Source organism: Arthrobacter sp. UYP6 (genome assembly GCF_040547315.1).
Classification (GTDB): domain Bacteria; phylum Actinomycetota; class Actinomycetes; order Actinomycetales; family Micrococcaceae; genus Arthrobacter_B.
This window is the reverse complement of the sequence record NZ_JBEPPM010000004.1, coordinates 1-20,311: the sequence shown is the minus strand read 5'-3', so window position 1 is coordinate 20,311 and position 20,311 is coordinate 1. Positions and strand designations below refer to the sequence as shown.

The following is a 20,311-nucleotide window of genomic DNA, read 5'->3' as shown; positions in this document are numbered from 1 at the left end:
AGGGGCCGGTGTCGGAAGTACGACGCCGGCCCCTCCTTTTGTGTGCCCGCCCCGGTCGCCCTGATCCCCGGGATGCCCGTTGATAAGGCTGCTGATGACACACTGGTTCCAGGGAAGTCACTGCTGACGGAAGGGCAACGCGTTATGGCAACACCGGATTGGGTGCAGCATGCAGTGTGGTGGCAGGTTTATCCCCTGGGGTTTACCGGTGCTGAAAAGACGGCGCCCGCAGCCGGTGCATCAGCGGAGCCTCAACCTGCGATGCACCGGCTGCCGCACCTGATTGCCTGGCTCGATTACGCGGTGGAACTGGGCGTCTCCGGGATTGCCCTGGGGCCGGTGTTCGCCTCCGAAACCCATGGCTACGACACCACCGACTACTTCCGGATTGATCCGCGCCTCGGTGATGACGGTGACTTTGACGATTTGATCCGCGAGGCGCGTTCCCGCGGAATCAGGGTCCTCCTGGACGGGGTCTTCAATCACACCGGCCGGTCCTTCGCTCCCTTCCGTGAAGCACTGGAACAGGGCCCCACGGCACCCGCCGCGGACTGGTTCCGTTTCACCTGGCCGGAGGGGTGGGCGCCGGGGACCGAACCCGAGTATCAGGACTTTGAGGGGCATCACCAGCTGGTGGCCCTGAACCATGACGAGCCGGCCGTGGCCGATTTTGTGGCCGATGTCATGAAGCACTGGCTGCGCCGCGGGGTCGACGGCTGGCGGTTGGATGCCGCTTACGCGGTGCCGTCGTCGTTCTGGGCCCGAGTCCTGAGCACTGTCCGCGCGGAGTTCCCGAATGCCTACTTTGTGGGCGAGTACATCCACGGCGACTATCCGGCCGAGGTCCGCGACGGCCGGCTGGACTCGGTCACTCAATACGAACTCTGGAAAGCGATTTGGAGCTCGCTTTCCGAAGGCAACTTCTACGAGCTGGAGTGGGCCCTGCAGCGCCACAACACCTTCCTGGACACTTTTGTGCCGCTGACTTTCGTGGGCAACCACGATGTCACCAGGATCGCGAGCCTGCTGGAACCGGCCCCGGGGCAAAACGCCTTCCGGCTGGTACACGCGCTGGTGCTCCTGTTCACCCTGCCGGGAACCCCCACGGTGTACTACGGGGATGAGCAGGGCTACCGGGGCATTAAGGAGGACCGCGCCGGGGGAGATGACGACATCCGCCCGGTTTTCCCGGACAGCCCCGCTCAGCTTTCGGAGGTTGGCTGGCCCCTCTACCACCTGCATGCCGAGCTCATTGGGCTGCGTCGGCGCCATGCCTGGGTGCACGCGGCCCGGACCCGCGTGCATTCGCTCAGCAATTTACAGCTCGTCTACGAGGTGTACGACGCCGGCAATTCCCTTTTCGCGGCCCTCAATACTGCTGATGCGGCGGCCACGCTCAGGGTACCGGAGGCGGCCAGCGAGGTGCTGGCCGGCGACGGCGGACCGGACCTTCAACCCGGGCTTCTGACACTTCAAGCCGGAGGTTGGGTTGTGCTGGCCGGCAGAAGGACCTCGGGTTCCTAACCGGGTTGTGCGGTTCCTCGGCTGTGGTGAACTCGAGGGGGTGGAGACTGATCTCCACCCCCTCGAGGGACCACGTCCCTATCCGTTTCCAGGCAGGGGCGCGAACTCGAGGTTTACGTCCCGGATTTGGTAGATGTGTTCCACGGACGCCGGCGCGTTTTTCGCATTGCTCGAACCGGGTTTGAGGGCTCCGGCCATCTTCACGTCAGCGGAGAACGTGGCCTGGGGAGAGGCTGCCGGCACTTGATACCAAATCTCCTGGCCTGCGCCGAAGAGGCCGTCATTGAGGTCACCGACTTCCCCGGTGATGCTCTTACCGTCAACCTGCAGTGTTGGCGCTTCGATTGTCTTGGTAAGGCCGTACACGCCGATCCGGTAGCTCTCTCCGTCCCATCGCGGTCCGCGTGCGTACGTATCAAGGGTGACTTTGAGCCAGGACATACCCGCCGCGGGCCACTTTCGTTCCTGGTCGTAGGCCAGACGTTCCGCTTTCACGCTATAGCTGAGGCTCCCGGAGAACGAGTTAGCTGCCATAGCTGCGTTCATCTCCATTTCACCGCTGCGGCTCTCGGACTCCTTCGGCTCAGTCTCCAAGCCGCTGTACAGGCCCGCCGCCACAGCATCATCCGTGCGGGCAAGGTCGGACAGGGGCAGGTCTTGGTCCAGCCCGTCATAGGTCAGCCGGAGCAGCGCGGTGTCCAGATCCCCGGCCACCGGAATGACCATTGATTGACCGTCCGCTGTTTCAATGGGGTACGTCTTGTCCTCAACGACTACAGCCATGGCCGACACGTCTGAAGAAGGCTTGAAGCCCGTCAGCTCAGAGAAGTTGATCGTGAGGAACTGGGTATCCTCGGGGGCCTGTTGCCGATTGCCGGCGCCCCCTACTCGGTCAGATATTTCCACGCTGATAACTCCCACAGTTCCCACCGGGCTTTTCAGGATTGCGGGTTCCCCGGGCCTCATGGTCGTTGACCCCGGACCAACGGGCGCCTGCGCGACGGGCAGCCAGAATGGCTGATCCTTCTCCGCTACCGGTGCCTCCGGCTCGTTAAGGGTCAGATCAACCGGGGGCTCTTTATTGTCCGGCCTGTACAGCTCAGTGTTCGCCTGCAGCTCCTGGCCGGGGGTGAAGGTGCTCAGGTGTTTAAGGGTGTATTTGTCCTTGCCGTCAGCGGCTGACTCCCACTGTGCCCCGTCCCACGTTGTGTCATCGTCCCCGAGATAGTGCACCGGACCGCAGACTGCAGTCTCAGCAACGGTCTCCCCACTCACCTGGAGGTAACAGCGAGAGTCATCGGCGACGTTCGCTTTCACACCGTTAGTGAGGGCTTGCTTCCACGCGGCGTCGATTTCCTCCAACGACGCCCCCACTTCGGAAAGTTCTTGGCCGTTATAGACCAGCTGGGGACCGCCGCAGCCAGCCAAGCTAAGTACGGCTGCAAAACCCCGGCGGCAGCGGCTGACAGTTTCTTCTTCATGTATGTTTCCCCCGGTTGAAATGATGCACTTCTGCTTCACGCTGGAACCCTACCTGTCGCGGACATTTTTGGGTGCGCTTGTGGATAACATCGGCATGTTGCCGGGGCGGCGGCGGGTTAGGCGGGTTAGGCGGCGCCGCCGCTGCTGCGCTGAGCGATGAGTTGCTCACGCAGAATATCTGCGTGACCGCAGTGCTGTGCCAGTTCACGGATCATGTGGAGATAGACCCAGCGCATGGGCAGCGGCCCCCTGCGGTTGCCGTACACCACGTGGTCAGGCCCCAGTCCGGCCGTTGCTTCCCTGGACTCAGCGCAGATCCGGCGATAGGAAAACTGCACGGAGTCGATCGTGTCTTCGGGACTGAGCACGAAGGACTCCTCCGGACCGGCGGCGCAACCAATGTCCGCCCTGGAGCGGCCGGTGATCGCCTCGTTGAACCACACCTGTTCCACAAAGGCTGCATGTTTGACCAGTCCCAGCAGCGTTGTTGTGGAGGGGACCAGGGAACGGCGTACTTCGCTCTCCGTCATGCCCTCCAGGCACTGGTCCAGGGCACTGCGGTGTTCATCAACGAACACTTCAAACTGGACGGCCAACGGTGCCGCGAAAGCCGTTGACGCAGCGTCTGATGTTGTACTCACGCCTGTACCCTATCCTGCTCCCATGCTCAGGGGCGCGTGCGGACCAGTTCCTCTTCCCGCTCCTTGCTCCACGCCCTGGCGTACAAGCCGAGTGCGGCCTCATCGCGCAGGGGGATACCCAACCGGTTGAGCAGCTGGTGGCTCTGATACATGGTTAACTGCTGGGCGCTGCGACTAATCCGGGATTTGTCCGCCCGATACATATATGTGTCGATGGCCCGGACCCAGCGCTTGCGCCAGTTTTCGGCCGAGAGCTCCGAAGCAACTGCTCCCATGGAGCGGTGCGCAGGCACAATCCGCGGTGCCAACGCCGTTGTCAGCGTGCTGCGGACCTGTGCGGCCCGGGGCCCATAGGACGCAGTGCTGCTGCGCAGATGACTGTCCCAGTAATAGTCCCAGCTCAGGGACCTGCGGTCCGCCCATAAGGCGGAGCGCGGCCCGCGCATCATTGCGTGGCAGGCGTCGAAGAGCAGCAGGGCGGCAAGCGCCGAGCGGGGGTTGGTGGTCGGGAACCGGCCGATTGCCCACGCTGCAAGGTCCGAGGACACCTCGGCGATTTCCGCTGTCAGTGCAATGCCTTCAACCCCGCCATACTTCGACAGCGCCGCTTCAATTTGCGGGGAAGCCACTTCGCCGTGAGGCGGCGGATAGGCCGCGCTCTTGACGTGCGCAAGGTCCATGGCACCCAGATGAGGAGCGTGTTGTGCCACCAACGCGTGGGCGAAGAGCCACAGACGATCAGCAGCATTAGCGGTAGTGAGAAGGTGCAGCTCGACGTGCGGTTTATCTTTATCCAAAAACCTCCCAAAACTGCTCCGCTCCACCCCCCAGGACCGGGCCTGAGCCGTCAGAGGAGTGATAATATTCCCCACTATCGCGTCACTGCAGTCCTTCTCCAGGGGCCGGATGGTCAACACCCACCACAGGAGACTTTTCGTCTTCTGAGGATGGGCTGATCCGCTGATTTTGCGTCGCTCTACAGCGGGTTTGGCAGGCATTAACTGGCTCATTCAGATTCCCCTTTGACACGTTATGGCAGTCCCCTTAGATGCCACGTATGCCCAGACCATGTCATAGCTTTCCCGGCACGGACCGGGTGAGCGCCAAACTCATCGGGTGAGGCACAAAGTGCTTGCAAAACGCTGAAATTCGTGGTCAAGGACGGTCATCTCAACTGCAGACGGCAACCTCCTGTGAACCTGGTCTTGATGAGTTTCCGTTATGGTCCGGCCAGGGGGCGTGAGGAAACCGTGAGGATTCGGAAAACCTGCTCTGACAAGGGCTCTAATCGGAATGGCGCACATTGCGTCCATGCCGCCTGTCCGGCGGCATGCGATCAAACCCCGGGAGTTTCCCTTGCTTGACGTAGTTATTGTGCTCGGCACGGCGGCTTTCTTTGCCGCTCTGGCCGTGGGCATCCGGGCGGTGGAAAAGCTGTGATCTTTTTCGACTTCCTGGCACTCGCACTGGCAGTTGCCGCAGCCGTATATCTGGTAGCCGCACTAATCCGCCCGGAGCGGTTCTGATGGGCGTTTGGCCGGCCGTGGCCTCTTTCCTGCTGGTGGCGCTTCTGTTGGCAGCGCTTCACCGGCCGCTGGGCGACTACATGGCCCGGTTTTATACCTCTTCAAAGAACCTGGCAGTAGAGCGGGGGTTCTACCGGCTCGTCGGCGTGGCTCCCGATTCACGGCAGTCCTGGCAGTCGTACGCCCGCAGCGTGCTGGCCTTCTCCGCTGTAGGCATGCTGTTCGTCTACATGCTTCAGCGCCTGCAGCACTTACTGCCGGGATCACTGGGCCTGCCGACTGTACCCGAAGGCCTGGCGTTCAACACCGCAGCATCCTTTGTGGCTAACACCAACTGGCAGTCCTATTCACCGGAAGTGACTGTGGGCTACGCAGTCCAGATGGCAGGACTGGCCGTGCAGAACTTCCTGTCGGCAGCCGTTGGCCTGGCCGTAGCCGTGGCCCTGGTTCGGGCTTTCGCTTCCCGGAAGGAAGCAACCATCGGGAACTTCTGGGCGGACATGACGCGTTCAGTGGTGCGGCTGCTTCTTCCCGTCGCCTTTGTGAGTGCGCTGCTGCTGCTTCTGGGCGGCGTCATCCAGAACTTCAACGGCTTCACCCAGATAACCGGCCTCGCCGGCGGCACCTCTACGATTCCGGGCGGTCCGGTAGCCTCCCAGGAAGCCATCAAGCTCCTGGGCACCAACGGCGGCGGATTCTTCAATGCGAACTCCTCGCACCCGTTCGAGAACCCGTCCGCCTGGACCAACCTGCTGCAGGTGGTGCTGATGCTGGTCATTCCGTTCAGTCTGCCGCGCACCTTCGGAACCATGATCGGAGACCGGAAGCAGGGATACGCGATCCTGGCGGCCATGGCCACCATCTTCACCGTTTCCCTCGCGGCCATGACAGCCCTTGAATTCTCTGCTTCATCGGCCCTGGCCGGCTCCATGGAAGGCAAGGAGCAGCGGTTCGGCATAGCCGGATCCACCCTGTTCGGCACCACCAGCACCGCCACCTCCACCGGTGCCGTGAACTCCATGCATGACAGCTTCAGCCCACTCGGCGGAATGATGGCCATGCTGAACATGATGCTCGGCGAAGTGGCCCCCGGCGGCGTAGGATCCGGCCTGTACGGCATGCTGATTCTCGCCCTGGTCGCCTCCTTCATCGCAGGACTCCTGGTGGGGCGCACACCTGAATACCTGGGCAAGAAGATCGGCCCCCGCGAGATCAAGCTGGCCAGCCTGTATCTGCTGACCATGCCCACCCTCGTCCTGGCCGGTACGGCGCTGAGCTTCGCCCTACCGGGCATCCGCGAGGACGTGCAGGACACATCCATCTATAACCCCGGGCTGCACGGTTTCAGCGAGGTGCTCTACGCCTTCACCTCGGCCGCCAACAACAACGGATCGGCGTTTGCCGGCTTGACGGCGAACACCCCCTGGCTGAACACCGCGCTGGGCCTGGCCATGCTGCTGGGTCGGTTCCTGCCCATAGTTTTCGTGCTGGCCCTGGCCGGTTCGCTGGCTGCACAGGACCGTGTCCCGGTGACGGCGGGAACACTTCCCACCCACCGCCCCCAGGCAGTGCTCATGCTGTGCGGCGTCACCGTCATTGTGACTGCCCTGACCTTCTTTCCCGTACTCGCGCTGGGTCCCCTGGCGGAAGGGTTGCTCTGACCATGTCCACAGTGACAAGCAAAACCGACAAAAATCCCCGGCATTCCCCAAACCAATCACAGTCCGTGGACGCCGCCGGAAATCCGCAGCCCGCACCGGAGGACCAGGCACCGGCCCGCGGCGGATTCTCTCCCGCCCAGCTGGCCGCAGCCTTCCCCGGAGCCCTGCGCAAACTCGATCCGCGGATCATGTGGCACACGCCGGTCATGTTCATTGTGGAGGTGGGCGCCGCGCTGATTACCGTCATTGCAGTGGCGGAGTCCATCACCGGCGGCGCGGGCACCTCCGGCGGCAGCACCGTGCCCGGTGCTTTCACCTGGCTGATTGCGGCGTGGCTCTGGCTGACTGTCATCTTCGCCAACCTGGCCGAATCCGTTGCCGAAGGCCGCGGCAAGGCCCAGGCCGCCTCACTGCGGGCAACCCGGACCACCACTCCGGCGCAGCGGGTGACCGGCTACGACGCAGCCGGCGACCCCTCCGCGTCCCGCGCCACGGTGGAAGAAGTTGCGTCCGCTGATTTGGTGCTCGACGACGTCGTGGTGGTCACCGCCGGCGGGATCATCCCCGGCGACGGCGACATCATCGACGGCATTGCCTCCGTGGACGAATCGGCGATTACCGGCGAATCCGCCCCCGTGGTCCGCGAATCCGGCGGGGACCGATCTGCAGTGACCGGCGGAACCCGGGTGCTCTCGGACCGCATTGTAGTGCGCATTACCAGCAAGCCCGGAGAAACGTTCGTGGACCGGATGATCCGTCTGGTGGAAGGGGCAGCCCGGCAGAAAACGCCGAACGAGATCGCCCTGGACATCCTGCTGGCCACCCTGTCCCTGATCTTCCTGGTGGTGGTGGTGACGCTGAATCCGCTGGCCGGATACGCCGGCGCAGCGGTCAGTATTCCGGTGCTGGTGGCACTGCTGGTCTGCCTCATCCCCACGACGATCGGTGCGCTGCTCTCGGCCATCGGCATTGCCGGCATGGACCGGCTGGTCCAGCACAACGTGCTGGCCATGTCGGGCCGCGCCGTTGAAGCCGCCGGTGACGTCACCACCCTGCTGCTGGATAAGACCGGCACCATCACCTACGGCAACCGGCAGGCTGCCGCGTTCATCCCGGTGGCAGGAGCGGACCGCAACAAGCTGATCCTCGCCGCAGTACTGTCCTCTGCGGAGGACCCCACTCCCGAGGGCAAATCGATTGTGGACCTTGCCGCAGGCATGGGCGTCACACCGGTCAAGGACATAGACGCCGTCAGCGTTCCGTTTACCGCCCAGACCCGGATGAGCGGGCTGGACTATGCCAACGGTCCGGACGGAACCACCGGAACGCAGATCCGGAAGGGCGCCGGTTCGGCCGTCATGGACTGGGTGTCGGAATCCGGCGGGATCGACGTCGATGTACTGGCCGACCTGACCTATCAGGTGGACAAGATCTCCGCCGGCGGCGGCACGCCGCTGGTGGTGGCCATCCGGGAGGCCGACGGCGGCCCAACAGGGCGCAGCGCCCGGATTCTCGGCGTTGTGCACCTGAAGGACGTGGTCAAGGACGGGCTGAAGGACCGCTTCGCCGAGCTGCGGCGGATGGGTATCCGGACCGTGATGATCACGGGAGACAATCCGCGCACCGCCAAGGCGATTGCCGCGGAAGCCGGGGTGGATGACTTCTTGGCCGAAGCCACTCCGGAGGACAAGATGGCGCTGATCCGCAGGGAACAGGCCAGCGGCCAGCTGGTGGCAATGACCGGGGACGGCACCAACGATGCCCCCGCTCTGGCCCAGGCCGATGTGGGCGTGGCCATGAACACCGGAACGTCGGCAGCGAAGGAAGCCGGCAACATGGTGGACCTGGACTCGGACCCCACCAAGCTGATCGACATTGTCCGGATCGGCAAGCAGTTGCTGATCACCCGCGGGGCACTGACCACGTTCTCGATCGCCAATGACGTGGCCAAGTACTTCGCGATTATTCCCGCCATGTTCATGGGAGTTTTCCCGGGACTGGCCGTCCTGAACGTCATGGGTCTGCACTCTCCGGCGTCGGCGATCCTCTCCGCGGTCATCTTCAACGCCCTGGTGATCATTGCCCTGATTCCGCTGGCGCTGCGCGGCGTGAAGTACCGGGCAGCCGGTGCATCCGGGGTGCTGACCCGGAACCTCCTGGTCTTCGGTGTGGGCGGGGTGGTGGCGCCGTTCATCGGCATCAAGCTCATTGACCTGGCCGTGGCCCTGATCCCGGGGTTCTGATGACGGATACCAACACCGCCGGAAGCTTTATTCTCCAGCACAACGAACAGGAAGCATCATGAGTACTGCACGAACATCGGCCCGCCAGCTGGGTGTGGCCGTCAGGGCCGTCGGGGTCCTGACTCTGGCTCTGGGACTGGCTTATCCGCTGGCGGTGACCGGTGTTGGCCAAGTGGTGGCGAACACCCAGGCGAACGGCTCGGTCGTGTCCGTGAACGGGGAGCCCGCAGGGTCCGCCCTGATCGGCCAGTCGTTTACCGATGCGGACGGCGCCGCCCTGCCTGAGTGGTTCCAATCCCGCCCCTCTGCCGCCGGTGACGGATACGACGGCGGTGCCTCCAGCGGCTCCAACCTTGGTCCGACTAACCCTGATTTGGCTGCGGCCGTCGATGAGCGGCGCGCCGCGGTTGCCGAGCTGGAAGAGGTGGCCCCGGAGCAGGTGCCCGCGGACGCGCTGACGGCGTCGTCATCGGGCCTGGATCCGCACATCAGCCCGGATTATGCCCTGCTCCAGGTGAATCGGGTGGCTGCGGAACGCGGCCTGGATCCGGCCGATGTGCGGGCACTCGTGGACTCCGCGGTCCAGGAACGGGGCGCCGGCGTGCTCGGAGAACCGGTGGTCAACGTGTTGAAGCTGAACATCGCCCTTGCGGAGTTGGACACTTAGAACATGACACGAGGACAACTTCGGGTATTCCTAGGCGCTGCGCCCGGAGTCGGCAAGACGTACACCATGCTCGAAGAAGGCAGGCGGCTGCGCAGCGAGGGCAGAGACGTGGCGGTGGCGGTGGTGGAAACCCACGGCCGCGCCGCCACGGCTGCCATGGCCGAAGGCCTGGAAGTGGTGGCCCCGGTGCAGGTGAACCACCGCGGGCTGCTGCTTTCGGAACTGGACCTGGACGGAGTGCTTGCCCGCCGGCCGGACTACGCACTAGTGGACGAGCTTGCCCATACCAACGCTCCGGGACTGGCCCATGGCAAGCGATGGCAGGACGTCCGGGACCTGCTGGACGCGGGTATCAACGTCCTGTCCACCGTGAACATCCAGCACATCGAGTCCCTGAACGACGTCATCGAACAGATCACCGGCACGGTGCAGCGGGAGACGGTGCCGGATTCGGTCCTGCGGGCGGCTGACCAGGTGGAATTGGTGGATATTGCTCCGCAGCTGCTGCGCGGCCGGCTCTCCCAGGGCATCATCTATCCCTCCGGCCGGGTGGATGCGGCGCTGTCCAACTATTTCCGCCTGGGCAACCTCACCGCGCTGCGTGAACTGGCGCTGCTGTGGCTGGCGGATGAGGTGGACAGCGCCCTGAACCGGTACCGGGCCGAAAACGGCATCCGGAACAAGTGGGAGGCCAGGGAACGGGTGGTTGTTGCCTTGACCGGGGGGCCGGAGGGACAGACCCTGCTGCGCCGGGGTGCCCGCATCGCCGCCCGGTCCGCGGGAGGCGAACTCCTGGCGGTGCATGTGAGCAGCCCGGACGGATTGCGCGAAGCCCATCCCGGTGAACTGGCAGCCCAGCGCACGCTGGTGGAAAAGCTGGGCGGCACCTACCACCAAGTGGTAGGCAGCGATATTCCGCACGCACTGGTGGACTTTGCCCGCGGCGTTAACGCCACCCAGCTGGTCATTGGAGTCAGCCGGCGGCCGCGGATCCAGGCGCTGCTGACCGGTCCTGGCATCGGCGCCACAGTAGTGCGTGAGTCCGGAGACATCGATGTGCACATCGTCAACCATGCCTCGGCCGGAGGACTGCCGGTGCTGCCACGGCTTGGCGGTGCCCTCACGATGCGCCGCCGGCTGTGGGGGCTGGCGCTGGCATTGGCCGGTGGTCCGCTCCTGACCTGGGCACTGGTGTCCATGAGCACCCCGGCGTCCATTACCGGCGATGTGCTCAGTTATCAGCTTCTGGTGATCCTTGTGGCCCTGGCCGGCGGAATCTGGCCGGCGCTGTTCGCCGCGCTGCTCTCCGGAATTACGCTGGACTTTTTCTTCATCCAGCCCCTATACACCGTCTCCGTGGCCACTCCCACGCACATCCTGGCACTGGTCCTTTACCTCGTGAACGCCACGCTGGTGAGCTTTGTGGTGGACCGTGCCGCCCGGCGCTTCAGGGCTGCCCGCCGTTCGGCGGCGGAGTCCGAGCTCCTGGCCTCCGTGGCCGGAAACGTCCTGCGCGGGGAAGATGCCCTGGCTGCGCTGGTGGGCCGCACCCGGGAGGCCTTCAGCCTGAAGTCGGTGCGTTTGGTGGCCGACGGCGTGGAACTCGCCGCTGCGGGGACGGCGCCGGGCACCGATCACGTGCCGTCCGGCGGCGCCCCCGTATCCGGTGCGCCCCTGCTCCTGCCGGTCGGTGAGCGGGCTGTGCTGGAACTTAGCGGCCGGGACCTGGAAGCTGCGGACCGGCGGCTGTTGGCGGTGATCACGGCCCAGCTCGAGGCCGCACTGGACTTCGGTGACCTCACCGAGACGGCCGAGGGGCTGGGCTCGCTGGCCGCCGCAGACAAGGTCCGGACCGCGCTGCTCGCCGCCGTCGGGCATGATCTTCGCCGTCCGCTCACGGCCGCCACCGCTGCGGTGACCGGGCTGCGTGCCCCCGATGTGCAGTGGAGCGAAGTGGACCGTGCCGAACTGCTGGCAACCGCCGAGGAATCGCTGGCAACCCTTTCGGAACTGGTGACGTCCCTGCTCGATGTCAGCCGTCTGCAGGCCGGGGTGCTGGGCGTCAGCCTGGGATCATTGGACGCCGCGGATGTGGTGTTGCCGGCGCTGGAAGAGCTCAACCTTGGTCCTGCCGAAGTGGAGCTGGAGATCCCGCCGGGCCTGCCTTCGGTGATGGCCGATGCGGTGCTGTTGCAGCGGGTGCTGGTCAATCTGCTGGCGAACGCCGTCCGGTTCTCTCCGGCGGGTGCCAAAGTGGTCCTGGCTGCAAGCGCATTTGCCGGCCGGGTGGAGGTCCGCGTCATAGACTGTGGGCCGGGAATCTCTCCGGAGCGCCTGGAAGATGTCTTTGTACCCTTTCAGCGGCTGGGGGATACCGACAACCAGACCGGTCTTGGACTGGGCCTGGCCCTGGCCAAGGGCTTTATGGAAGGAATGATGGGAACCCTGGAAACCGAGGACACCCCCGGAGGCGGTCTGACCATGGTGCTCTCCCTTCCCGCGGCAGAACCGGCGGCGGCCCCTGATCTGTTATCTGCTGACGGCACCGCCGGTGCCGGAGCTGCTGGTGGTACGCCGTGAAAATCCTGGTGGCAGATGATGACGTGCAGATCCTGCGCGCCCTGCGCATTACTCTCTCCGCCTACGGATATGAAGTGGTTACCGCGGCCGACGGCGCAGCGGCTGTCCGCAAAGCGGTGGAGGCACATCCGGACCTGATAGTCCTGGACCTGGGGATGCCCCGCCTCAGCGGCATGGAAGTCATTGAAGCGGTACGCGGATGGAGCCGGGCACCGATCCTGGTGATCTCGGGCCGGACGGATTCCGCCGACAAGGTCCGCGCCCTTGACCTGGGCGCCGACGACTACGTCACCAAGCCCTTCTCCACCGAGGAATTGATGGCCCGCATCCGAGCCCTGACCCGCCGTACCCCCGCTGCCCCGGAGCAGTCCGAAGTGATGTTCGGCGACGTCCGGGTGGATCTGGCGGCCAAGGCAGTGGCCCGGATTTCCGACGGATCCGCCATCCGCCTGACCCCCACCGAGTGGCGTCTCCTCGAAGCCCTGCTGCAGCACCCCGGCCGGCTGATCAGCCAACCCGCCCTACTGGCCGACGTCTGGGGCCCCGGAATCACTGACACCGGCTATCTCCGCCTGTACATGGGTCAGCTCCGGCGCAAATTGGAAGCCAACCCGGCGGCTCCGGTGCATCTGATGACCGAACACGGACTGGGCTGCCGTTTTGTTCCCTACCCCTCTACGACCTAGCCCTCCTCCGTGAACATCCGGTGATAGTCCCCCAGGATGCGGCGCGTAGCGGCGCCGATCGCACGGTATTCAAAATCGGTGAGGTTCGCCAGGGACACCCGGACGGAGGGAACGACGGCGTCGAACCCCTTTCCCGAGAGCAGTACCACGCCCGTTTCCGCGGCCAGCCGCAGCAGGAACCGAAGCCCGAGCTCCCCGCGGGAGACCAGCCAGGAGGCAAAGTCATCCCCGTAGAGGCGCGACCCCAGTTTCTGCAGGTCGATCAGGCTGTAGTACTCCACGTCATCGGGGGCCGGAGTGGGAACCACTCCCATGCTCCGGAACAGTGTGGCGTAGCGTCCGCGGATGAGGGATTTTGCGGCGTCCTGGTAGCGGTCCAGCCGATCCATGAGTCCGTGCAGAGCAAAGAGGACCATGTGCAGCTGCTGCGGACCGGAAAGCCCGGCCGTGTGGTTCAGGGCCACTGATCTGCTGTCGGCCACGAGCCGGTCGATGAACGTCAATCCGCGGACGTCCGTGGTCAGTGATGAGTACCGGGCATTCAACCGCTGCTCTTCGTTGACCGGCAGGGCACACAGCAGCTCATCGATGACGTTCTCCTGGTGCAGGGCGATGGTGCCCAGCCGCCAACCCGTGGCCCCAAAGTACTTGGAGAAGGAATACACGCAGAGCGTGTTCCGCGGGCAGGCGGCAAAGACGGAGACAAAGTTATCGGCGAATGTGGCATAGACGTCATCGGTAATGATGATCAGGTCCGGGCGCTCCTTCGCCACCAGCCGCGCGAGCCAGTCCAGGACTGACTGCGGCTGCTTGGAGGAGGGAGGATTGCTGGGATTGACCAGGCAGAACACCTTGACGGCCGGATCCAGCAGTTTCTCCAGCTCAGCTTCCGGCAGCTGCCAGTCCGCTGACTCGTCCATGACCAGCTGCACCACGTCCAGTCCGTAGTCAGGCAGCAGCGGGATTTCCAGATACGGCGAAAAAATGGGGGTGGCCAGGGCGATCCTGTCGCCGAGCACCAGGAGTCCGTTGACGGCGAGTGAAGAGAAGATATAGGTCATGGCCGCTGTTCCGCCTTCGGTGGGAAAGACGTCAAAGCCCCCCGCCGGAACACCGCCTGGGAACAGTTCCTGTCCCAAATAGGCGCGCAGCACCTCCTGCGTCTGGGGCAGCACCCGCGGCGGCGTCGGATAGATGCAGCCCAGAAATGCAGTGACCATTTCCGCAAGGAACACTTCCCGGTCCAGGCCCAGCCGGTCGTACACATAGCTCACCGCCGAGCGCAGGAACTGCAGCCCCTCACGCTGCGGATCACGCACCACAAATGCGTTGAACCTCCCCAGCATCCCTTCCTGCTCCGGCAACCCGCCGAATCCGCTGTCCAGATACGAATAGGAACGTTCGGACTCGGATACGGCAAACTCTCCGAGCGCCAGGAAAGCCCGGCGCGGCAGGGTGGCCAGGAAATTGGGGTTGCCCCGGCCCGCGTTCAACATCAGCCGTTCGGTGTCCGAAGACGCTTCGGCCATCAGCCGGTCCTTGAGCTCGAACGGGCTCAGGGCTGCCAGCGCGGCCAGATCCTCATTGGCTGGGTTCCTGTCCATCGTGCTCCTGGTGTTCGCTGAGCGGTACGGGTCAAGAGAGGCTGTAGGCCCGAGGCAGTTTCATGCCTTGCTCTTCCATGACCGACCGCAGCAGGGTGGGGTAGTCGGTAATGATGCCGTCTACGCCTACATCAATCAGGGCATTCATCTCCTGTGCAGTGTTCACGGTCCAGGGGATGACCTTGAGCCCGGAATCATGAGCATCCCGGATCATCTCCGCGGTGACCGTGCTGTAGATGGGGGAGAGCACGTCATAGCCGACGTCAGCGGCGGCCCGGGCAACCGAACCGTCGTAGTCGTCAATGTCGATGCCGCCCAGCTGGGGCGCAGCTCCGGGTTGGCCCACCCCGAGTTCGGTGTTGTCTCCTGCCAGGGCCACCAGGGTGAGTTCCGGTGCAATCTGCTTCACCAGATTCAGGGAGGACCAATCAAAGGACTGGATGGTGGAGTGCCGTTCCCGGCCGGAGGCCTTCACCTCGGCCACCACAGCCCGGGTCAGAGCTGCCATACCCGGTCCGCCTGCCTGGTCGTCTTCAACTTTCGTTTCAATATTGAACCGGATCTTCCTGGCGTTGTAGGAGTCAGCCAAAGCGAAGACATCACGGAGCTCGGCAATCCGGTTGCCCTGGACCGCTTCCTGCTCGGGATAGCCCGGGAGCTGCTGGAAACCGCAGTCCAGGGTCTTCAGCTGCGCCAGAGTCAGGTCCGCCACCCGGGCGCCCACATACGGGAACTGTGGATCGCCCTCCTGCGCCGGCGCCGTGTCCCGGCATTTCTCGGCCACAATGGTGTCATCGTGCCAGACCACCACCTTGCCGTCTTTACTCAGATGGAGGTCCAGTTCCAGCGTGCTGACACCCAGCTCCAGGGCATGTGCAAAGCCGGTCAGAGATTCCTCGGTGTATTCGCCGCGGCCGCCGCGGTGTGCCTGGAGGTCAAAGCGGGTCTTGCCGTTGTGCCAGCCAGGCCCGTCGCCACCGTGACCGCCGTCGTCATCTCCGGGTTCATCCCCTGCACGCATCATCTGGACCATGATGTCAAAGATGTGCGTGTTCTCATAGACTCCGGTCAGCAGCTCGGACCCCGGCCCCATAGCGGTGAGCGGAACATCCAGGGCCGTGTGACCGCCGGTGCTCCAATCCACCATGAACTGCTGTTCCGCGTTAGCAACGGGCAGTGGGCCGTCCTCAGCGGAGGGACCGTCTCCGGACTCGTCGGGCTCCACACCGGGCTCCGGGACATCCACGGCCTCGCTGGTCATTCCGCCGGTCTGATGATCACCGACCACGATCAGAAGCGTGTCGCCGTCCTGCTCCGCGAAGTCTTTGGCGAGGGCCACCGAACGGTCAAACTCGATGCCGGATTCGATGGTGAGGTCGGCGTTATTGATGTGGCTGAAAGCGTCGATGCCTTCTTCTTCGACCATGAGGAAGAATCCCTTGTCTGCGGGGGCAAGAACTTCCAGGGCCTTGGCAGTCATGTCCGTCAGGGGAACGCTGGGCTGGTACCGGGGTTCAACGTCGTCGCCGTACTGAAACATCTCCTCATTGGCGAACAGGCCCAGCAGCATGGTGGATTCCGCTGCCTGTAAACCGGCCAGATCCCAGACATATTCGTAGCCCAGCGACTGCGCCTGCTCCACCAGGTTTCCCTCCGCTCCGGCGCTTTCCTCGGAGGGGTCCTCCGCAGGGTTGTCCGGGTGCCGGCCGGGATCACCAGCGGGATACCAGTAGTCTTCGCCGCCGCCCAGGATCACCTCCGGCCGGCTGCTCTCCAGGAACTGCCGCGCAATGGAGCTTTGTTCATCCCGGTCCAGCACATGGGAGCCAAACGCAGCCGGCGTCGCGTCGGTGACGTTGCTGGTGGTGACAAGCCCCGTTGATTTGCCCAGTTGTTCGGCCACCTCAAGGGCCGTGGTGGCGGGCTCCTGATCGAGGTCGACGCCGATGGCCCCGTTATAGGTCTTCACGCCCGTGGACATGGCGGTGGCGGCCGCCGCTGAATCCGTGACGAAGGTTTCCGGGTCCGCGGAGTTCGTGTGCACCCGGCCGACGGACGGCATGGAATCCATCTCAAGTTCTCCGGTCAGGCCCACCAGAGAAAGCCGGATGGCTTCGCGCTGCCCAGGCCCCATCCCGTCGCCCACCATCAGGATGACATTCTGGGCCGAGGGGAAGTCCTCGGCTCCTCCGTGCCCGTGCCCGTGCCCGTGCCCGTGCCCGTTGCCGCTTCCGCCGTGGCCGCCGCCTCCATGTCCGCTGCCGGATACAGCGCTCGTTCCCGGGACCTCACCCGGCAGCTGGAGCCCCGTTAACGGAGCCGTTCCGGACAAAACGACGGCTGCCAGCGCCGCCGTCGTCACCGCTCTCAACGAAATTTTTCCCGTGTTTGTGTACTTCACAGCGACGTCCTCCCAGAATGCGATGGCGGTCAGCAATGTCCTGACTGTTTGGGCGTCCCCGGTGCCCTGTGGCGTCAACAGTCTGTATGTGGCAGGGAAGTGTCAAGGGAAAGCGTGCAGATTGACAAGCCCAATGCCGAGAACGCCTGCCCGGCCGCCGTCGCTGTGGCCTGGGCCGCCCTCGCGGGAGGCAGCTCTTGTACGGTTGGACCGTGTAGCGGAATGCTGCATGCCTACGAGGAAGGACCGCAATGAGCGACTACTTTGCCGGAGACGACCGCTCGATGCGCGAACGGATGCTGGCAGGCGACCTCTATATTGCCGATGACCCTGAGCTGGCAGCAGACAGCGCACGGGCGCTGGAACTTGCCGACCGCTACAACCGCATCTGGGCGCAGGACAGGGCTGGGGCGGCCGATATTCTCGGCGAGCTGCTGGGCGGTTTGGGGGCGGGCACCGAGATCAGGCCGCCCCTCTACGTGGACTACGGCAAATACCTGATGATCGGTGAGCGTACCTTCATCAATTACAGCTTCACGGCGCTGGATGTTGCCCCGATCACAATCGGTGATGACGTCCAGATCGGGCCGAACGTCCAGTTACTGACGCCCACGCACCCGGTAGAGCCCGAGCCCCGGCGGGACAAGCTGGAAGCCGCCAAACCCATCACCGTTGGAAACAACGTATGGATCGGCGGCGGCGCCATAATCCTTCCAGGCGTCACAGTAGGGGAGAATTCCGTGATCGGCGCGGGAGCAGTGGTCACAAAGGACGTGCCAGCCAATGTTGTAGTGGTGGGCAACCCGGCGCGCGTGGTGAAACAGTTGTAACCGGAACCGGCCGGGTCGGTGGTCAGCGGGCTGCTGGGTCCTACCCGCGCATAGATTCCCTACGCGTGCGTCAGATGTGCCGGTACCGGAGCTTGTGCTGCCTGCTGTGCGGCGACGTGTGCGGCAGCCGGCACGTTCTCTCGGCGGTCAAGTTCTTCTGCTAGGAATTCGAGACGGAACCGGGTTTCCAGTTCGGACTCTCCGTCCTGCCGGTACTCGAGCTCCGCCTGCCGGTGAATTTTGCTGTTGAGTATTTCCAAAGCATCCGTGGTCAGGATTTCAAGGTGCTCGGGAAACGGATCCTGCGGGGTGATTCTGCTGGAGAAAGTCATGGCACCAATCAAGGTTGGACGCGCCGGGTATCACGGCAGACGTCGAAGAAGAGGAATCCGGAGTTTACTTCCGGGCTGCCGGGGCAGCGTCAGGCCGTTAGGCCTGGACAGGGAGAGTTGCGGTCCGCAGTGTTCTCAACGGTTACTCTTCGCTTTTGAGGGTACCCGGAGTTGGCACCGCAGCCAAAGACTTCAGGGAGATTTCTTTTTGTCCCGTGCCGACGCTTTCGGCAGGGTGCTGCTGCGGGGGAGGCTGCGCCTAGCCAGGCACAAATAAGCCGCCCATGACTGCGCCCGTAGTAGCCCCTTCCGGTTCAGCTGCCGGAGGGCATCAGGGAGCGCAGCGTACGCGCGTTGCGGACGGCGTGACCATCGCCGTCGTTGTTGAAATACACGTACACATCCTTGCCCAGTAACTGCCATTCGCGGATCCGCTCTGCCCACCACCACAGGTCCGTATCCCGGTAGGAACCGGCGTAGAGATGCTCATGATCAGGCCCGTGCATTCGGAGATAGACGAATGGCGCCGTGACCCGCAGGTTACAGGGCAGATGCGCTCCGCTCATAACTGTGTAGGCTGCGTCGTGCCGTTCCAGAAGGAGGTAAACCTCCTCCGTTTCCCAGCTGGGATGCCGGAACTCAACGGCTGTTCTCATCCCTTCTGGCAGTGCGGAAAGGAAAGAGTCCAGCCGGACGTCGTCGCGCTCGAAATCCGGCGGAAGCTGGACGATCAGCACACCGGCCTTATCGGCCAGCTCATACCAGCACCGAGCGATCCTGGCGATCCACTCTTCGGGCTCGCGCAGTTTGCGCCCATGCGTTAGACCCCGCGGGGCCTTCACCGAAAATCTGAACCCCTCGGGCAGCCTCTCCCGGTACGCGGCGAAAGACTGTTCGCGCGGCCACCGGTAGAAACTGCCGTTGTATTCCACGGTGTCGAATTCAGCCGCATACGTTTCCAGCCAGAGCCGGCTCTGCAATCCCGGCGGATACAGCACGTTGCGCCAGTGGTTGTAGCTCCAGCCGGATGTCCCGATGTGTGGTGCCATGTCCCTAGCCTGCCACGGGAAGCTAGGGAGATAGGCGCCGACAGACAGCAGCTTAGCCTGCGGCAGCTAACGAAGTGGGCGGCTTACTTGAACGTGGGCTTATTCGAATCTGGGCTTATTCGAATCTGGCCGGGTCTCCGGTGCCACGGCGGACCACTTCGGGTTCACCACTGGAGAAGTCGACGACGGTGGTGAGGTCCGGCGGACAGAATCCTGCATCCAGGACAGCTTCCACCTGGTGGTCCAGCCGCTCCTTAATTTCCCACCCTTCGGTCAGGGGATCCTCCTCGCCGGGCAGCAGCAGAGTACTGGAGATCAATGGTTCACCCAGTTCTTCCAACAGTGCCTGGACCACCTTGTTGTCAGGAATGCGCACGCCAACAGTCTTCTTCTTGGGCTGTGACAGCCAGCGCGGTACCTCCTTCACCGCGGGAAGGATGAAGGTGTAGCTACCCGGGGTGACCGCCTTGATGCTGCGAAAAACATCGTTGTCCATTTTCACGAACTGTCCTAGCTGCGCGAAATCCCGGCACATCAGCGTGAAGTGGTGCTTGTCATTCAGCTGGCGGATGGAGCGGATCCGGTCCAAGGCATCCTTGTTGCTCATCTGGGCACCCAGCGCATAGCAGGAATCTGTAGGGTAGGCGATCAGCCCGCCGGATCGCAGGATCGCGGCGACCTGCCCAATGGTGCGTTGCTGCGGGTTTTCAGGATGAATGTCAAAATATCGTGCCATGTCATGAGTTTACCGCTGGCTAGTTGAAGGTTTCAGCCCGCTTTAGGGAGCGATGGCCGCAGCAATGGCTTTGGTGGGTCCAGCACCGGGAGGCGAGGGCTGTGAGAGGGGCAACGAATTGCCGGTTCGATTAGAAGGGCGGTGGATCATCGCCGTAATCGTCAGGGTCTGAGTCCCGGGTGCCTGCGGCAGGCACTTCTCCGGACTCCCGGTTTCGCGGTGCCTGGCCCGGAGCAAGGCTGAGGTGGGGTTCAGTACGGTAGATCCTCCCGCCCGGCGAGGTCCACTCAATCACCCCGGGCCTGCTCTGCCGTGCTTTCCAAAACCCCCGCGTCTTGAACATGTGATG

General features: G+C 63.8%; 17 protein-coding genes. 9 read left to right on the top strand and 8 right to left on the bottom strand.

Annotated elements, in window-relative coordinates; all coding sequences use genetic code 11:
• Positions 1-144: 144 nt before the first annotated feature.
• Positions 145-1,524, top strand: coding sequence for an alpha-amylase family protein (locus ABIB35_RS04385; protein WP_354179257.1), 1,380 nt, complete (start codon positions 145-147; stop codon positions 1,522-1,524).
• Between the two features lie 78 nt (positions 1,525-1,602).
• On the opposite strand, the gene ABIB35_RS04380 is transcribed toward ABIB35_RS04385, so the two are convergent.
• The 3 genes from ABIB35_RS04380 to ABIB35_RS04370 all read right to left on the bottom strand — a co-directional run bounded on the left by ABIB35_RS04380 (position 1,603) and on the right by ABIB35_RS04370 (position 4,645).
• The gene (locus tag ABIB35_RS04380; RefSeq protein ID WP_354179256.1) at positions 1,603-2,898 is read right to left on the bottom strand and encodes a hypothetical protein; all 1,296 of its coding nucleotides are present in this window, start codon (positions 2,896-2,898) and stop codon (positions 1,603-1,605) included.
• A 233-nt stretch (positions 2,899-3,131) separates the two neighbouring features.
• Positions 3,132-3,647 carry a DinB family protein gene (locus tag ABIB35_RS04375; RefSeq protein ID WP_354179255.1) on the bottom strand — a complete coding sequence of 172 codons (516 nt, stop codon included), beginning with the start codon at positions 3,645-3,647 and terminating at the stop codon, positions 3,132-3,134.
• A 26-nt stretch (positions 3,648-3,673) separates the two neighbouring features.
• Complete coding sequence (locus ABIB35_RS04370; RefSeq protein ID WP_354179549.1) at positions 3,674-4,645, bottom strand: lantibiotic dehydratase C-terminal domain-containing protein; 972 nt, start codon at positions 4,643-4,645, stop codon at positions 3,674-3,676.
• A 295-nt stretch (positions 4,646-4,940) separates the two neighbouring features.
• On the opposite strand from ABIB35_RS04370, the gene ABIB35_RS04365 reads away from it, so the two are divergent.
• From ABIB35_RS04365 to ABIB35_RS04335, 7 genes are read left to right on the top strand one after another with little or no spacing between them, the layout of a single operon-like run.
• On the top strand, positions 4,941-5,087 hold the full coding sequence (locus ABIB35_RS04365; RefSeq protein ID WP_354179253.1) for a hypothetical protein: 147 nt from the start codon (positions 4,941-4,943) through the stop codon (positions 5,085-5,087).
• Entirely contained in the window at positions 5,084-5,173 is a 90-nt protein-coding gene (kdpF, locus tag ABIB35_RS04360; RefSeq protein WP_354179251.1) for a K(+)-transporting ATPase subunit F, read from the top strand. The genes ABIB35_RS04365 and kdpF overlap by 4 nt, the downstream gene beginning before the upstream one ends.
• On the top strand, positions 5,173-6,834 hold the full coding sequence (gene kdpA, locus ABIB35_RS04355) for a potassium-transporting ATPase subunit KdpA (RefSeq protein WP_354179249.1): 1,662 nt from the start codon (positions 5,173-5,175) through the stop codon (positions 6,832-6,834). The genes kdpF and kdpA overlap by 1 nt, the downstream gene beginning before the upstream one ends.
• 2 nt (positions 6,835-6,836) lie before the next feature.
• Positions 6,837-9,077 (top strand): potassium-transporting ATPase subunit KdpB, encoded by a 2,241-nt coding sequence (gene kdpB / locus ABIB35_RS04350; protein WP_502915728.1) that lies wholly within the window; start codon positions 6,837-6,839, stop codon positions 9,075-9,077.
• Between the two features lie 58 nt (positions 9,078-9,135).
• A complete protein-coding gene (kdpC, locus tag ABIB35_RS04345) occupies positions 9,136-9,744 on the top strand; it encodes a potassium-transporting ATPase subunit KdpC (protein ID WP_354179246.1) in 609 nt (202 codons plus the stop codon).
• Positions 9,745-9,747: 3 nt separating this feature from the next.
• Complete coding sequence (locus tag ABIB35_RS04340; RefSeq protein WP_354179244.1) at positions 9,748-12,324, top strand: DUF4118 domain-containing protein; 2,577 nt, start codon at positions 9,748-9,750, stop codon at positions 12,322-12,324.
• Entirely contained in the window at positions 12,321-13,010 is a 690-nt protein-coding gene (locus ABIB35_RS04335) for a response regulator transcription factor (RefSeq protein ID WP_354179242.1), read from the top strand. The genes ABIB35_RS04340 and ABIB35_RS04335 overlap by 4 nt, the downstream gene beginning before the upstream one ends.
• On the opposite strand, the gene ABIB35_RS04330 is transcribed toward ABIB35_RS04335, so the two are convergent.
• Both ABIB35_RS04330 and ABIB35_RS04325 read right to left on the bottom strand, forming a co-directional pair.
• Positions 13,007-14,614, bottom strand: coding sequence for a bifunctional aspartate transaminase/aspartate 4-decarboxylase (locus tag ABIB35_RS04330; protein ID WP_354179240.1), 1,608 nt, complete (start codon positions 14,612-14,614; stop codon positions 13,007-13,009). The two genes, ABIB35_RS04335 and ABIB35_RS04330, sit on opposite strands and share 4 nt — an antisense overlap.
• Before the next feature lie 31 nt (positions 14,615-14,645).
• Positions 14,646-17,015, bottom strand: coding sequence for an alkaline phosphatase (locus ABIB35_RS04325; protein ID WP_354179238.1), 2,370 nt, complete (start codon positions 17,013-17,015; stop codon positions 14,646-14,648).
• Between the two features lie 251 nt (positions 17,016-17,266).
• On the opposite strand from ABIB35_RS04325, the gene ABIB35_RS04320 reads away from it, so the two are divergent.
• The gene (locus ABIB35_RS04320; protein WP_354179237.1) at positions 17,267-17,845 is read left to right on the top strand and encodes a sugar O-acetyltransferase; all 579 of its coding nucleotides are present in this window, start codon (positions 17,267-17,269) and stop codon (positions 17,843-17,845) included.
• Between the two features lie 59 nt (positions 17,846-17,904).
• On the opposite strand, the gene ABIB35_RS04315 is transcribed toward ABIB35_RS04320, so the two are convergent.
• The 3 genes from ABIB35_RS04315 to ABIB35_RS04305 form a co-directional block, all read right to left on the bottom strand.
• On the bottom strand, positions 17,905-18,177 hold the full coding sequence (locus tag ABIB35_RS04315) for a hypothetical protein (RefSeq protein ID WP_354179235.1): 273 nt from the start codon (positions 18,175-18,177) through the stop codon (positions 17,905-17,907).
• Positions 18,178-18,491: 314 nt separating this feature from the next.
• Positions 18,492-19,226: a DUF72 domain-containing protein gene (locus tag ABIB35_RS04310; protein ID WP_354179233.1), complete on the bottom strand. Its 735-nt coding sequence runs from the start codon at positions 19,224-19,226 to the stop codon at positions 18,492-18,494.
• A 115-nt stretch (positions 19,227-19,341) separates the two neighbouring features.
• Complete coding sequence (locus ABIB35_RS04305) at positions 19,342-19,962, bottom strand: L-threonylcarbamoyladenylate synthase (RefSeq protein WP_354179231.1); 621 nt, start codon at positions 19,960-19,962, stop codon at positions 19,342-19,344.
• Positions 19,963-20,311: the final 349 nt, after the last annotated feature.